The following is a 14227-nucleotide window of genomic DNA, read 5'->3' as shown; positions in this document are numbered from 1 at the left end:
GATGGCAGCGATAGCCTGGTTGGTCATACCCCTCGCGTCCGCCGGGGGAGCCGCGATATGGGCAAGCTGGGCCACGCGCACCCGCAAGGTGGGCGACAGCACGGAGCTCGCGGGGTACGCCCGCTTCAGGGAAGCCATGGAGCGTAGCCACTCCCGTTCCGGGGCCGCTTGAGCGTCCCGTACTGTCGTTCTATGCCACGCCGCACGGCGACGCTGCTCGCCTCCACCGTGACGCTGCTCGCCATCCTCGTCGCCGGGGTCTTCATCCCCGTGCCGTACGCCGAGATGTCGCCCGGGCCCACGGTGAACACCCTCGGGGACCACGACGGTGAGCCCGTCCTGCAGATCGAGGACCGCAAGACGTATCCGACGAGCGGCAACCTCAACATGACGACGGTCCGCGTCACCGGCGCCGACTACAAGATGAACCTCGTCGAGGCCGTCTACGGCTGGCTCTCGCCCGACGACGCGGTGGTGCCGCACGAGTCGCTGTACCCGGACGACAGCACCGCCGAGGAAGTCGACCAGCAGAACGCCGAGCAGTTCACCGCCTCGCAGGAGAGCGCAAAGGTCGCCGCCCTCGACGAGTTGGGGATCCCCTTCACCACGCGCGTGATCGTGGCCTCGGTGGTCGCCGGCGGCGCCGCGCAGGGCACGCTGCACGCCGGTGACGTGATCAAGGCCGTCGACGGCGAGCCCGTCAACGGGCCCGGCGACGTGGTCAAGCTGGTCACCAGCCGCAAGCCGGGGGAGAAGGTCACGTTCCGCATCGTCCCCGCGGACAAGGCGGAAAAGGCCGAGAAGAGCGGCGAGGACCCGCGCAAGCTCCCCGGCGAGGAGATCACCGTCACCACCAGGGAGTCCGACCAGGAGCCCGGCAAGGCCATGGTGGGCATCACGGCGGGCACCGCGCACACCTTCCCGTTCGAGATCGACATCAAGCTCGCCGACGTCGGCGGCCCCAGCGCGGGGCTGATGTTCGCGCTCGGCATCGTCGACAAGCTCACCAAGGGCGACCTCACGGGCGGCGAGTTCGTCGCCGGCACCGGCACGATCAACACCGAGAGCCAGGTCGGGCCGATCGGCGGGATCCACATGAAGACCGTCGGCGCCCGCGACCAGGGCGCGAAGTTCTTCCTTACGCCCGCGGCGAACTGCGCCACGGCCGTACGGGACGTACCCGACGGGCTGACGCTCATCGAGGTCGGGACGATGTCCGACGCGATGGACGCGCTGAAGGACATCCGCGACGGCAATCTGGACCAGCTCGACGAGTGCAAGGAGTAGTTGGGCGCGCACGGAACGTGCAACGGCCGGCCACCCCGGAGGAGGCGGCCGGCCGTCACGGCGGGGTCAGTCGAACGTCGCCGCCAGCGCCCGGGCGAGCCCCGGCACCAGGTCGGGCCCCGTGAGCACCTCCGTGGGCGCGTCCTTGGAGCGCAGCCGCACCGCGGCATCCCGGCTGCCGTCGCGCAGCACGCCGACCGTCATCCGTACTTCCTCGCGCCGCGGATGCCCGGCGACCCAGGCGGCGAGCCCCTCCTCGTCGAGGTCGGCCGGCACTTCGGCTTCGGCCGCCGGCGGGAGCATCAGCCGCTCGACCGTGAGCGCGCAGCCACCGACCGCGTCGGGCCAGGCGATGGTGCCGAGGAACTCGTCGAGCGGCTGCCCCGCGGGCAGTTCCGACTGCTCGATCGGCGTGTACGAGACCTGCGCGGCCGGCGCCGCCGCGGGCCCGGCGGGTCCGTCACCGGCGCCCTCACCTGCGTCGAGGTTCAGCCGCGCGGCGAGGTCCGGCTCCTGCGCGCGCAGCCGCGCGGTGTCGACGAGGGCGAAGAGCCGGGGCGGCCGGTCCCAGCCGAAACCGGCCGCGTACTCGTCAAGCTCCAGGACCGCGCGAGTCAGCGGGTCGGCTGCCAGGGGTGGACCGCCGGTGGGAGAGTTGGACATGCTCACAATCCTGCCTCATCGGTCTCTGCCACCCCCCGGCGGGAACTGAGTAAAGCTTTAGTAAGTTGCCACATTGGGCCCCTGTGCCGCGGGGGCCGTATGACATGACGTTCACGTCTCGATCGAGGTGCCACCTTGGCTTTCCAGATGCCGGACCGCGGCGGGGGCCCCACCGGGCCACGGATCAGTGTGGGCAGGCCGTCCCGGCGCGTACGAACACTGCTGATGACCCTGGGTGCGCTTGCCATCCTGGGGATCATCTTCGTCATGTTCGCCGGCTTCTGGACGGACTGGCTCTGGTATCGCTCCGTCGGTTATTCGTCGGTCTTCACCACCCGGTTGTGGACCAAGGTGGGGCTGTTCTTCGTCTTCGGCCTGCTGATGGCGTTCGCCGTGGGCTTCAACATCTGGCTGGCCCACCGGCTCCGGCCGCCGCTCAGCGCGATGTCGCTGGAGCAGGAGAGCCTCGACCGTTACCGGATGAACCTGGCGCCGTACAAGAAGTGGGTGCTGCTCGGCATCGCGACGCTGGTGGGCCTGATCGCCGGCGCCTCCGCGACCGGGCAGTGGCGCACCTGGCTGCTGTGGGTCAACGGCCAGTCGTTCGGTGAGAAGGACCCGCAGTTCCACAAGGACATTTCCTTCTTCGCTTTCGATCTTCCTTGGTACCGCTTCCTGCTCGGCTTCGGCTTCGCCGCGATCGTGCTCTGCACCATCGCGGCCGCGCTGACGCACTACCTCTACGGCGGTCTGCGAATCTCCAGCCCCGGCGCGCGGGCCACGTCCGCGGCGACCGGTCATCTCGCCGTGCTGCTGGGCACCTTCGTGGCGCTCAAGGCGGTGGCGTACTGGTTCGACCGCTACAGCCTGGCGACCAAGACCAGCGGTCTGAAAACGACCGACGGCTGGACCGGTCTGCGCTACGTCGACGCGAACGCCTATCTGCCGGCGAAAACGATCCTCTTCGTCATCGCGATCATCTGCGCGGTGCTGTTCTTCGCCACGCTGTGGCGGCGTACGTGGCAACTGCCGCTCATCGGGCTCGGCCTCATGGTCCTCTCGGCGATCCTGATCGGCGGGCTGTACCCGGCGATCGTGCAGAAGTTCCAGGTGCAGCCGAACGAGCAGGCCAAGGAGACGCCGTTCATCAAGAAGAACATCGACGCGACGCGCAAGGCGTACGACATCGACGGTTCCCAGGTGACGGAGTACTCGGGCCAGGCGCCCAAGGACACCACCAACGAGCAGTTGCGCACCGCCGTCGACAGCACGGCGAGCGTCCGGCTGCTCGACCCGAGCGTGGTCTCGCCGACGTACCAGCAGCAACAGCAGGTCCGCGGTTACTACCAGTTCCCGGGCACGCTGGACGTCGACCGGTACGAGGACGAGGACGGCAACTCGCAGGACACCGTCGTCGGTCTTCGTGAGATCAACGTGAACGGCATCCCGGAGAAGGGCTGGATCAACAGTCACTTCCGGTACACGCACGGTTACGGCGTGGTCGCGGCCAAGGGCACCGAGGTCACCGACGACGGCGACCCGGCGTACACGGAGAAGAACCTGCCGCCCGAGGGCGAGCTCGGCGACTACGAGCCGCGCATCTACTACGGCGAGCAGACCCGCGACTACTCGATCGTGGGCGGCCCGCAGGACGAGGTCGACTACGCCGACGACTCCGGTGAGAAGACGTACCGCTACAAGGGCGACAGCGGCGTCGACCTGTCCAACCCGATCAACAGGGCCGCGTACGCGCTGACGTTCAGCGAGCCGCAGATCATGTACTCCGGTGCGATCGGCGAGGGCTCGCAGATCATCTACAACCGCACCCCGAAGGAGCGGGTGGAGGCCGTCGCGCCCTGGCTGACGATCGACGGCGACCCGTATCCGGCGGTGGTCGACGGGCGTATCACCTGGATCGTCGACGCCTACACCACCAGCAACGGCTATCCGTACTCGACCAGGACCACCCTGGGCGACACGACGGCCGACTCGCTGACGGACGACCAGCGTTCGGTGATCGCGCAGCAGAACCAGGTCAACTACATCCGCAACTCGGTGAAGGCCACCGTCGACGCCTACGACGGCAGCGTGGACCTCTACGAGTGGGACACCGAGGACCCCGTCCTCAAGACCTGGATGAAGGCGTTCCCCGACACGGTCAAGCCGCGTGCGGAGATCAGCGACGCGCTGATGGACCACCTGCGCTACCCGCAGGACCTGTTCAAGGTCCAGCGCGAGCTGCTGACGCAGTACCACGTCACCAGCCCGAAGCAGTTCTACTCCGGCAGTGAGCAGTGGGAGATCCCGGACGACCCGACCACCAAGGTCGAGAGTTCGGTGCCGCCCTACTACCTCAGTATGAAGATGCCGGACCAGGACTCGCGGTCGTTCTCGCTGACGACCACGTTCACGCCACGCAACCGCAACAACCTGGGCGCGTACATGGCCGTGGGCGCGGACGCGCGCACCGACGACTTCGGTCAGATCAGAATCCTGAAGCTGCCACCGAACAGTCCCGTACCGGGACCGAAGCTCGTGCAGTCCAGATTCAACTCCAACGCCGCGATCGCCGACCAGATCAACATCCTCCAGAGAGGCGATTCGGAAGTCATCTACGGCAACCTGCTGACGGTGCCGTTGGAGGGCGGACTGATCTACATCGAGCCGGTGTACGTGCAAGGCACCGGCACCGGCTACCCGTTGCTGCGCAAGGTGCTGGTCACGTATGGAGACCAGACCGCCTTCGAGGACACGTTGCCCAAGGCGCTGAACGTGGTCTTCGGGGTGGAGGAAGCGACACCACCCGAGGACACGGGCGAGGAGCCACCACCGGAAGAGGAACCGCCGGCCGGTGGCACCCTCCAGGACGCCGTGGAGGACGCCCAGCAGGCGTACGAGGACGGTCAGCAGGCGCTCCAGGACCAGGACTGGGAGGCGTACGGCAAGGCCCAGGACGACCTGGAGGAGGCGCTCCAGCGGATCGAGGACGCCGAGCAGCAGGCCGGCGCGAACGGTGACGGAGCCGGTGACGGATCCGGCGACGGCGCGACCGACGGCGGCGGCGGTGACGGCGGAGCCGGCAGCGATGCCGGTGATGCCGGTGACGGCGGAGGCGGCGGGGCCTAGGGCGGCCGTGGCCCGCCGGACATGACGTCCGGCGGGCCACGGGCCGCGAGGGCAGGCGGCGTTGGGGCCCCTCGCAGCGTGATAGCCTTACGGCACACGACGCGGGGTGGAGCAGCTCGGTAGCTCGCTGGGCTCATAACCCAGAGGTCGCAGGTTCAAATCCTGTCCCCGCTACGCGAGATCGAGGCCCGGAGTCCATCGGACTCCGGGCCTCGACGTGTTGTCTGCCGCGTGATCCGTGAGCACCGTGGGGGCGGTGTGGCGAGGGGGACGGATGTGTCGCGTGTGTGTTCCCGAGGTCATTGTTTTGAGGGGTGTAGGCGTGACAAGGTTTGATCAGTCGTTGTGTCGGGAAGTCGACAAACCGCTGAAGTGACCTTCCTGGCTGCGGTATACCAGGTGTACGCGGGTTGCAGGTGGTGCGACGATGGACCTCATGGGGGACGAGGCAAGGGTGTTGGACGCCCGTAGGACAGGGGGCACCGGAGGGCAGGAGCGCGAGGCTCCCGCCGCCGGTGAGACGAGCGCTGCGCGCGGCCAGGATCCGGCCGTGGCGCAGCTCAGCGCGCGGGGTGCCGCCCTGCTGCGCAAGGGGGATCTGGACGGCGCGGAGCCGGTGCTGCGCGCGGCGACCTCCGAAGGCGACCGGGCGGCGGCGAACAACCTCGGCGTGCTGCTCTACCAGCGCGGCCAGGTGCACGAGGCGGCCGGATGGTGGCGTATCGCCGCGGTGGGCGGCTCGCCCGCCGCCGCGCACGCGCTGGGTCGCTACTACCGGGAGAACGGCGACGAGCCCGGCGCCGAGTACTGGCTGCGCCAGTCCGCGGAGGCGGGGCACGCGCTGGGCGCGTACGCGCTCGCCGACCTGCTGGAGCACCGCAGCGACGTGGGCGCGGAGCGCTGGTTCCGGATCGCCGCGGACAAGGGGCACCGGGAGGCGGCGTACCGCCTCGCGCGCGTCCTGGACACCGGCACCCGGGCCAGGTCCGGCAGCGGCGTCGAGACCGGTACGCGGCTGACGCCCCCGGCGGCGCCGGGCGCGGTGAGCCTCGTCCGCGGCGGAACCGGGGCCGGCGACGACCCGGTGGCCGAGGCCGAGCAGTGGTACCGGCAGGCCGCCGCGCGCGGGCACGTGCGCGCCGCGCTGCACCTCGGCACGCTCCTGGAGGAGCGCGGCGAGTCGCAGGAGGCGGGCCGGTGGTACGTGATCTCCGCGCGGGGCGGCGAGCCGCGCGCGGCCTGCGCGCTGGGCTTCCTGCTGCGCGACGCCGGGGACGACGCCAGCGCGGCCGTGTGGTGGCGCCAGGCGGCCAAGGACGGCGACGGCAACGCGGCGAACGCGCTCGGCGCGCTCTACGCGGACCGCGGCGAGCCGCAGGAGGCGGAGCGGTGGTACCGGGCGGCGCTCGGTGCGGGCGACGTCAACGGCGCGTACAACCTGGCGCTGCTGTGCGCCGGGGAGAACCGGGTCGAGCAGGCCGAGCAGTGGTACCGGCAGGCCGCGTACACCGGGCACTGCGAGGCGGCCAACGCGCTGGCCGTGCTGCTGCTGCAGCGCGGCGACGCCGCGGGCGCCGAGCCGTGGTTCTCGAAGGCCGCGGAGGCGGGCAGCGTCGACGCGGCGTTCAACCTCGGGATCATCCACGCGGGCCGGGACGACGACGCGGGCGCGCGGCAGTGGTACGAGCGCGCCGCGTCGGCCGGGCACGTGGAGGCCGCGCTGCAGGTCGGCATCGTGCTGCTGCGCGACGGCGAGGAGAAGGACGCCGAGCACCGGCTGCGGACGGCCGCCGAGGGCGGCAGCCCCGAGGGGGCGTTCCGGCTGGCGGCGCTGCTGGACGACCGGCGGCCCGGGCCCGGAGCGGGGCCGGACGCCGCGGGCTCGCGCAGTGCGCGGGCCTGGGGCGCCGCGGGGGCCGCGGGTGCGGCAGACGCGGGCGGCACGGGCGCCGAGGCCGCCGAGTGCGAGCGGTGGTACGAGCAGGCCGCGCGGCAGGGGCACCGGCGTGCCCAGGTGCGGCTGGGCATGCGTGCGGCCGCCCGGGGCGACACGGAGGCCGCGGGCCGGTGGTACCGGGCCGCGGCGGAGGCCGGCAGCCGCAACGGCGCGTTCAACCTGGGCCTCCTGCTGGCCCGTGAGGGCAGCGTGCCGGAGGCGGCGATCTGGTGGCGCCGGGCGGCGGAGCACGGCCACGGCCGCGCGGCGCTGCGGCTCGCGCTGCTGGCGGCCCGGCGGGGCGACCTGCCGGAGAGCCAGCACTGGTCGTCGCGCGCGGTGGAGCTGGGCCCCGCGGAGGTCGCCGAGCGCGCCGCCCGGCTGCGGGACGCGCTCGCGCAGGAGCTGACCGCCTGAGGGCGTGGCCCGGGCGGCCCCGGCCGTCGCTGAACCGCGCGGGACGAGCGGAGACAGCGCGAGACGGCCCGGCAGGGCCTCGTACGGCAGGAAGCGGCCGGCGGCACACAGCCGCCGGCCGCTTCCGCGTGGTATTCGCCGGTGCACAGACAACGACGGAGGCCCGGACCAAGTGGTCCGGGCCTCCGTCAGTGGTAGCGGGGACAGGATTTGAACCTGCGACCTCTGGGTTATGAGCCCAGCGAGCTACCGAGCTGCTCCACCCCGCGTCGGTGAAACCAACACTACCCCTGGCCGATCGGCCAGTGCAAATCACTAAGCGCTGCGCTCCGCGCAGTCCGGGCAGACGCCGCGGTACGTGACCTCCGCGCCGGAGACCCGGAAGCCGAAACGCTCGGCCTCGGGCAGCGTCGACAGCAGGTCGCCCTCCGGGCGCACGTCGCGGATCGAGCCGCAGCGGCTGCAGACCAGGTGCTGGTGCGCACTGTGGGCGTTCGGGTCGTACCGCTTGGCGCGGCCGTCCGTGCTGACTTCGAGCACTTCGCCGAGGGCGACCAGCTCGCCCAGCGTGTTGTAGACGGTCGCCCGGGAGATCTCGGGGAGCCGCGCGGTGGCACGCGCGAGTACTTCGTCGGCCGTGTAGTGCACGTGGTCGCCGTCCAGGACCTCGGCCACGACTCGCCGCTGCGCGGTGAGCCGGAAGCCACGGCCGCGCAGTCGCTCCAGGAGGTCGCTCATGCATTCAGGGTAGCAGCGCACCGCTCTATGGCCAGAACCCATACGAACTTCATTGGGATCTTGACTTGGACTACGTCTAATGTAGGCTCGCCGGCAGACTGCGGCGATCGGCTGCGTGACCGCGCTCCAGGCCCTGCGCGGTCGCGGCCGGTTGCCGTGCACGGACAGAGGGGTCGGGATGCCGGTCGGGCTCCCGGCCCCTCTGACGCATCCGGGTGCGCTACGCGAGGGCTGTCTCGCGGCGCTCCGGCACCTGCCGCGCGAGGGTCCAGCAGCGGATGATGTCGCGTACGGACACGACGCCCACCGGCTCCGCGTCGTCGAGGACGATCAGATGGCGGAAGCTGCCGCGGGTCATGGCGTCGGCGGCGTCGTCGAGGGTCCAGCCGGGTGCGGCGAAGACGACGTCCGTGGTCGTGTGGTCGTCGGCTTTCTCGGTATCCGGGTCCTCGCCGGAGCCGACGGAGTTGAGGATGTCGCGCTCGGTCAGGATGCCGAGCCCGCTGGTGTCGGGGTCGAGGACGATCGCCGCGCCGACGCGCCGCGCCGACATCAGCCGGGCGGCCTGGCGGAGTGTGTGTGCGGGGCCGATGGTGAGGACCACCGTGCTCATGGCGTCGCGGACGAGCATGGGGTGGAGCCACCTCCTAGGCGTACGAACGGGGCCTTGCGTCACCTGTGAAGGATTTCACAAATTCACAAGGTCTGTCATTGCCAGACTGGCACGCTCAGGAGAGTGCAACAAGGGGCGGGAGATGCCCGGCTGCCCGCCCCCGCGCCTCCGGGCGCGGGTTTGGCCGGCGGTCCCGGCGTACGGCTACGGGCCGAGGTACTTCAGCAGCTCCTGGTGGAGCAGCCCGTTGGACGCCGCGGCGTTGCCGCTGTGCGGTCCCGGCTCGCCGTCGAGTCCGGTGAACGAGCCGCCCGCCTCCGCCACGATCGCCGCGCACGCCGCCATGTCCCACAGCGACAGCTCCGGCTCCGCGCAGATGTCCACGGTCCCCTCGGCGACCATCATGTACGGCCAGAAGTCCCCGTACCCCCGGCTGCGCCAGCAGTCGCGGGTCAGGTGCAGGAAGCCGTCGAGCCGGCCGCGCTCGTCCCAGCCGTGCAGCGAGGAGTACGCGAACGAGGCGTCCTCGATGCGCTGGACGCCCGACACCCGCAGCGGGCTCGCCTTCGCCAGGCTGCGGCCGGTGTACGCGCCCCCGCCCTGCACCGCCCACCACCGGCGGCCGAGGGCCGGCGCCGACACCACGCCGAGGACCGGCTGGTTGCCCTCGGGGCCCGGGGCCATCAGCGCGATGAGCGTCGCCCAGACGGGGACGCCGCGCACGTAGTTCTTCGTGCCGTCGATGGGGTCGATGATCCAGCGCCGCGGGCCCGTGCCCTCGGTGCCGTACTCCTCGCCCATCACGGCATCGCGTGGCCGGGCGCGGCGGAGCGAGGAGCGGATCAGCTCCTCCGCCGATCTGTCCGCCTCCGACACGGGGGTCAGGTCCGGCTTCGTCTCGACCTTGAGGTCGAGGGCCTTGAACCGCTCCATCGTGGTGGCGTCGGCGGCGTCCGCCAGGACGTGGGCGAGACGCAGATCATCATGAAAACCGGCCATGCAACGAACAGTAACCCCAAAGGTGCACCGCCAACCTTCGTCCGCGCGCGTGGCGGGTCCCGGGGCCCTCGTACGGACCCTTGACAGCACCTGGCGGTGCGTCAATTCTGAGCGCACGGTCGCCCTCTGGAGGCCAGGATGCCCACAGCGCGAGAAGGACTTCTCGACGCCGCCTTCGCGGCGCTCAGGAGCCGGCCCTGGGCGGCGGTGCGGATGGTCGACGTCGCCGCCGCGGCCGGGGTGTCCCGCCAGACCCTCTACAACGAGTTCGGCAGCAAGGAGGGCCTCGCCCAGGCCCTCGTCAGACGTGAGATCGACGGCTATCTCGCAGGCGTGGAACGGACGCTGGCCGCCGCCCGCAGATCCGGCGCCGACGCGGGTGGCCGGCTGCTCGCCCTGGTCGCCTGGACCCTGCGCGCCGCGCGCGGAAACCCGCTGGTGCGCGCCGCGCTCACCGGCTGCTGGGGCGAGCAACTGCCCGCCCCGGCGCGGCGCGTGCCCGCCAGGGGCGGGACGCCGGGCGTACGGCGCAGGGACCCGTCGGTGGAGACGCCTGCGGAACTGGTCGACGAGGTGCGCGACCGGGTACTGCGGGCGCTGGAGGAGCAGTTGCCGGGGGCGCCGGGCGAACGCCGCCGGGTCTGCGAGGCGGTGACCCGGCTGACGCTGTCCTACGTGGTCGCGCCCGCGGCCCGGGGCGAGGACGTGGAGCGTACGGTCCGCGGGCTGCTGGCGCTCAGTGGGCCGAGCCGGACAGTTGCAGGCCGATGACGCCGACGATCACCAGCGAGATGGAGATGAGCTTCAGGGTGGAGACCAGGTCGCCGAGGAAGATCATGCCGTAGATCGCGGTCCCCGCGGCACCGATGCCCGTCCACACCGCGTACGCCGGGCCGACGTCGAGCTTCTTCAGCGACAGCGTCAGCAGGCCGAAGCTGCCGAGCGCGAACGCGGCGAAGGCGACCGTCGGCCACAGCCTGGTGAAGCCGTGGGAGAGCTTGAGGCAGACGGCGAAGCCGGTTTCGAGGATTCCGGCCACGACGACCAGCAGCCACGCCATCGTGTAGTGCCTCCCGTTCGGTTGACGCTCCTGCGATTATGCCCAACGCGCGTCCGCGGGGGCGATGGACCTGCCGGAACGCTTCGGCGGCTCGCGGGCCCGGCCGCGGTCAGTCTCCTTCCCGGCGCTCGCGGGTGGCGAGCAGACGGCGCAGCGAGGCCAGCCGCGCGGGGTCGGCGTGGCCCCCGGCGACCCAGGCGTCCAGCGCGCAGTCCGGCTCGTCGTGGCTGCAGTTGCGCGGGCAGTCCGCCGTCCCGGGCTCCAGGTCGGGGAAGGCGTGGATGACGCGCGACGGGTCGACGTGCGCCAGGCCGAACGACCGCACGCCCGGTGTGTCGATGACCCAGCCCTTGTCGTCGGGCAGCGGCAGGGCGAGCGCGGACGTGGTGGTGTGCCGGCCGCGGCCGGTGACGACGTTCACCTCGCCGGTGGCCCGCTGGCGCTCCGGCACGAGCGCGTTGACCAGGGTGGTCTTGCCGACGCCGCTGTGGCCGACGAAGGCGGTGACGCGGTCGGTGAGCAGGTCCAGCACGTGGGCGGCGCCCTCGCCGGTGGCCAGCTCGTCGCGGTTGCAGGCGACGGCCCGTACGCCCAGCGGCGCGTACGACTCCAGCAGCTCGTCCGCGGGCGCCAGGTCCGACTTCGTCAGCACGAGCAGCGGGTCGAGCCCGCCGTCGTACGCCGCGACCAGGCAGCGGTCCACCAGCCGCGGCCGCGGCGGCGGGTCGGCGAGGGCGGTGACGATGGCCAACTGGTCGGCGTTGGCGACGACCACGCGCTCGTACGGATCGTCGTCGTCCGCCGTACGCCGCAGCACCGACGTGCGTTCCTCGACGCGGACGATGCGCGCCAGCGTCCCGGGGTCCCCGGAGACGTCCCCGACGACGGCGACCCGGTCGCCGACGACGATGCCCTTGCGGCCCAGCTCGCGGGCCTTCATGGCGGTGACCGTGCGCTCCTGGACGAGGCAGGTGATGCGGCCGCGGTCGATGGTGAGGACGAAGCCCTCGGCGGCGTCCTCGTGCTTGGGGCGGTTGCGGCTGCGGGGGCGGCTGCCCCGGCGGTCCGGGCGTACGCGGACGTCGTCCTCGTCGGGGTTCTTGCCGTAGCGCCGCATCGCGGGGTCAGTCTCTCGGGTCCTGGGCGGCGGGCGCGCCTGCCGCGGGCCCGGCTCCGGAGCCGGTGTCCGTCCCGGCGAGGAGGCCGGCCCACATCCGGGGGAAGTCGGGCAGGGTCTTGGCGGTCGTCGCCACGTTCTCCACCTGCACCCCCTTCACCAGCAGGCCCAGGACCGCGCCCGCGGTGGCCATCCGGTGGTCGTCGTACGTGTGGAAGACGCCGCCGTGCAGCGCGCGGGGGCGGATCTCCAGGCCGTCCGCGGTCTCGGTGACATCGCCCCCCAGCCCGTTGATCTCCCGGGTGAGGGCGGCGAGCCGGTCCGTCTCGTGCAGCCGCAGATGGCCGACGCCGCGCAGCCGGGACGGCGAATTCGCCAGCGCCGCCACCGCGGCGATGCCGGGCGTCAGCTCGCCGACCTCGGAGAGGTCGATGTCGATACCGCGGACGCCGCCCGCCGAGGTGGCGCCGGTGAAGACCAGGTCCGTGCCGGCCGGGGTGGCCACCAGCTCGCAGGAGCCGCCCATCTCCGTGAAGATCTCGCGCAGCGCGTCCCCGGGCTGCGTGGTCTGCCGGGGCCAGTCGCGGATGGTCACCCGGCCGCCGGTGAGGAGCGCGGCGGCCAGGAACGGCTGGGCGTTCGACAGGTCCGGCTCGACCGTCAGCTCCCGGCCGCGCAGGTCGCCCGGCGCCACCCGCCACACGTGCGGCTCGCCGCCGTCCTCCGGCGCGTCCACCTCGGCGCCGGCGGCCCGCAGCATCTCCACGGTCATCCGGATGTGCGGCAGGGAGGGCAGCCGGTCGCCGGTGTGCCGCAGCTCCACGCCCTTGTCGAAGCGCGGCGCGGACAGCAGCAGCGCGCTGACGAACTGGGAGGACGAGGAGGCGTCGACCTCGACCGGGCCGCCCCGCAGCGCCCCCTCCCCGTGCACCGTCAGGGGCAGGGCGCCGGGGCTGCCCTGCGCGGTGTCGTCGATCCGGGCGCCGAGGGCGCGCAGCGCGTCGATCACGCCGTGCAGCGGGCGCTCGTGGCTGCGGGGGTCGCCGTCGAAGCGGACCGGCCCTTCGGCCAGGGCGGCGACGGGCGGCAGGAAGCGCATGACCGTGCCCGCGTTGCCCACGTCCACCGCGGCATCGCCCCGCAGGCCGCCGCCGGGGGTGACGCGCCACTCCTCGGTGCCGTCCGGTCCCGCGCCCTCCTCGATGCCGACGCCGAGGGCCCGGAGGGCGCCCGCCATCAGGGCGCTGTCGCGCGAGCGCAGCGGCCGGCGCAGCCGGCCGGGACCGGCGGCGAGCGCGGCGAGCACCAGCGCGCGGTTCGTGACCGACTTCGATCCGGGCACGGTGACGGCCGCGGTCACCGTGCCCGAGGCGGGAGGCGCGGGCCAGGGGCTGTTCTGCGAGGCGGTCATGGCACTCACCCTATGCGGGCCGGGCCGCCCCCCGCAGGGTTCGCCCGCCGCCTGTGGACAACCGGCGGGTTGTGGACGGCGGCGCCGGGGTCGCGGGCGGGAGCGGGCGCGCCGGGCGGCTCAGAGGTCGAGCAGCCAGCGGGCGCCGCCGGCGAGGGCGCAGAGCGCGACGACGTAGAACAGGAACACCCACAGCCCGGCGGGGGTGTGCGTCAGCCGCCCCAACTGGTCGGCGTCGGACTGCGGTGCCTCGCCGCGGCGCCGCTTGCGCTGCAGCTCGAAGACCGGCCGCACCCCGCCGAGCAGCAGGAACCACACCGCGCCGTACGCGAACGCCGCCTGCACCTCCGGCTCGGTCAGCCAGGAGACGAGGAAGAACGCCGCCCCGGTCAGGACGACGGTCACCACCCCGTACGCGTTCCGGATCATCAGCAGCATCGCCGCGAGCAGGGCGATGGCGCCCCACAGCGCCGCCGTGATGCGCCCGTCGGCCAGCAGCCAGGCGCCGGCGAGGCCGAGCAGTGGCGGGGCGGTGTAGCCGGAGGCGGCGGTGAGGACCATGCCGAGGCCGGAGGGCTTGCCGCGGCTGACGGTCAGGCCCGAGGTGTCGGAGTGCAGGCGTATGCCCTCCAGGCGGCGGCCGGTCAGCACGGCGACGAGGCCGTGGCCGCCCTCGTGCGCGATCGTGACGGCGTTGCGCGTCACCCGCCATATGCCCCAGGGCAGCACGGCCGAGAGCGCCACCAGGCCCGTCACCACGACCAGCCACTCCGAGGGGTCGGGCTGCGTGCCGACGACGCGGTCCCACAGCTCGCCGAGGCTGGTTCCTTCCATGTGCCCTCCCGGTGCTCGGACGAGCA

General features: G+C 72.4%; 12 protein-coding genes and 2 tRNA genes. 5 read left to right on the top strand and 9 right to left on the bottom strand.

What is annotated here, in order from left to right; translation table 11 throughout:
* Positions 1-192: 192 nt before the first annotated feature.
* Positions 193-1287, top strand: coding sequence for a PDZ domain-containing protein (locus ACFYVJ_RS18100; RefSeq protein WP_388892464.1), 1095 nt, complete (start codon positions 193-195; stop codon positions 1285-1287).
* A gap of 66 nt (positions 1288-1353) precedes the next feature.
* On the opposite strand, the gene ACFYVJ_RS18095 is transcribed toward ACFYVJ_RS18100, so the two are convergent.
* A complete protein-coding gene (locus ACFYVJ_RS18095) occupies positions 1354-1950 on the bottom strand; it encodes a PPA1309 family protein (protein ID WP_388892462.1) in 597 nt (198 codons plus the stop codon).
* A gap of 147 nt (positions 1951-2097) precedes the next feature.
* Between ACFYVJ_RS18095 and ACFYVJ_RS18090 the strand changes: the two genes are divergently transcribed.
* From ACFYVJ_RS18090 to ACFYVJ_RS18080, 3 genes are all read left to right on the top strand, one after another.
* The gene (locus tag ACFYVJ_RS18090) at positions 2098-5076 is read left to right on the top strand and encodes a UPF0182 family protein (RefSeq protein ID WP_388892653.1); all 2979 of its coding nucleotides are present in this window, start codon (positions 2098-2100) and stop codon (positions 5074-5076) included.
* Positions 5077-5176: 100 nt separating this feature from the next.
* A tRNA-Met gene (locus ACFYVJ_RS18085) sits at positions 5177-5250 on the top strand.
* Between the two features lie 376 nt (positions 5251-5626).
* The gene (locus tag ACFYVJ_RS18080) at positions 5627-7429 is read left to right on the top strand and encodes a tetratricopeptide repeat protein (RefSeq protein ID WP_388892460.1); all 1803 of its coding nucleotides are present in this window, start codon (positions 5627-5629) and stop codon (positions 7427-7429) included.
* A 192-nt stretch (positions 7430-7621) separates the two neighbouring features.
* Here ACFYVJ_RS18080 and ACFYVJ_RS18075 read toward each other — a convergent pair.
* The 4 genes from ACFYVJ_RS18075 to hisN all read right to left on the bottom strand — a co-directional run bounded on the left by ACFYVJ_RS18075 (position 7622) and on the right by hisN (position 9779).
* Positions 7622-7698 (bottom strand) — tRNA-Met (locus tag ACFYVJ_RS18075).
* A gap of 46 nt (positions 7699-7744) precedes the next feature.
* Positions 7745-8167 carry a Fur family transcriptional regulator gene (locus ACFYVJ_RS18070; protein WP_047017943.1) on the bottom strand — a complete coding sequence of 141 codons (423 nt, stop codon included), beginning with the start codon at positions 8165-8167 and terminating at the stop codon, positions 7745-7747.
* Between the two features lie 220 nt (positions 8168-8387).
* Entirely contained in the window at positions 8388-8798 is a 411-nt protein-coding gene (locus tag ACFYVJ_RS18065; RefSeq protein WP_388892457.1) for a cyclic nucleotide-binding/CBS domain-containing protein, read from the bottom strand.
* A gap of 186 nt (positions 8799-8984) precedes the next feature.
* The gene (gene hisN, locus ACFYVJ_RS18060; protein WP_388892455.1) at positions 8985-9779 is read right to left on the bottom strand and encodes a histidinol-phosphatase; all 795 of its coding nucleotides are present in this window, start codon (positions 9777-9779) and stop codon (positions 8985-8987) included.
* A 213-nt stretch (positions 9780-9992) separates the two neighbouring features.
* On the opposite strand from hisN, the gene ACFYVJ_RS18055 reads away from it, so the two are divergent.
* Entirely contained in the window at positions 9993-10550 is a 558-nt protein-coding gene (locus tag ACFYVJ_RS18055; RefSeq protein ID WP_388892651.1) for a TetR family transcriptional regulator, read from the top strand.
* On the opposite strand, the gene ACFYVJ_RS18050 is transcribed toward ACFYVJ_RS18055, so the two are convergent.
* The 4 genes from ACFYVJ_RS18050 to ACFYVJ_RS18035 all read right to left on the bottom strand — a co-directional run bounded on the left by ACFYVJ_RS18050 (position 10516) and on the right by ACFYVJ_RS18035 (position 14201).
* Positions 10516-10839 (bottom strand): DMT family transporter, encoded by a 324-nt coding sequence (locus tag ACFYVJ_RS18050; RefSeq protein WP_388892453.1) that lies wholly within the window; start codon positions 10837-10839, stop codon positions 10516-10518. The two genes, ACFYVJ_RS18055 and ACFYVJ_RS18050, sit on opposite strands and share 35 nt — an antisense overlap.
* A gap of 109 nt (positions 10840-10948) precedes the next feature.
* Positions 10949-11956 (bottom strand): ribosome small subunit-dependent GTPase A, encoded by a 1008-nt coding sequence (gene rsgA, locus ACFYVJ_RS18045; RefSeq protein WP_388892451.1) that lies wholly within the window; start codon positions 11954-11956, stop codon positions 10949-10951.
* A 7-nt stretch (positions 11957-11963) separates the two neighbouring features.
* Positions 11964-13367 (bottom strand): 3-phosphoshikimate 1-carboxyvinyltransferase, encoded by a 1404-nt coding sequence (aroA, locus tag ACFYVJ_RS18040; RefSeq protein WP_388892449.1) that lies wholly within the window; start codon positions 13365-13367, stop codon positions 11964-11966.
* Positions 13368-13487: 120 nt separating this feature from the next.
* Positions 13488-14201, bottom strand: coding sequence for a M50 family metallopeptidase (locus ACFYVJ_RS18035; RefSeq protein ID WP_388892447.1), 714 nt, complete (start codon positions 14199-14201; stop codon positions 13488-13490).
* Positions 14202-14227 lie beyond the last annotated feature (26 nt).

The organism is Streptomyces sp. NPDC004134 (assembly GCF_042874195.1).
Taxonomy (GTDB): domain Bacteria; phylum Actinomycetota; class Actinomycetes; order Streptomycetales; family Streptomycetaceae; genus Streptomyces.
This window is presented reverse-complemented; position numbering and strand designations above follow the sequence as displayed.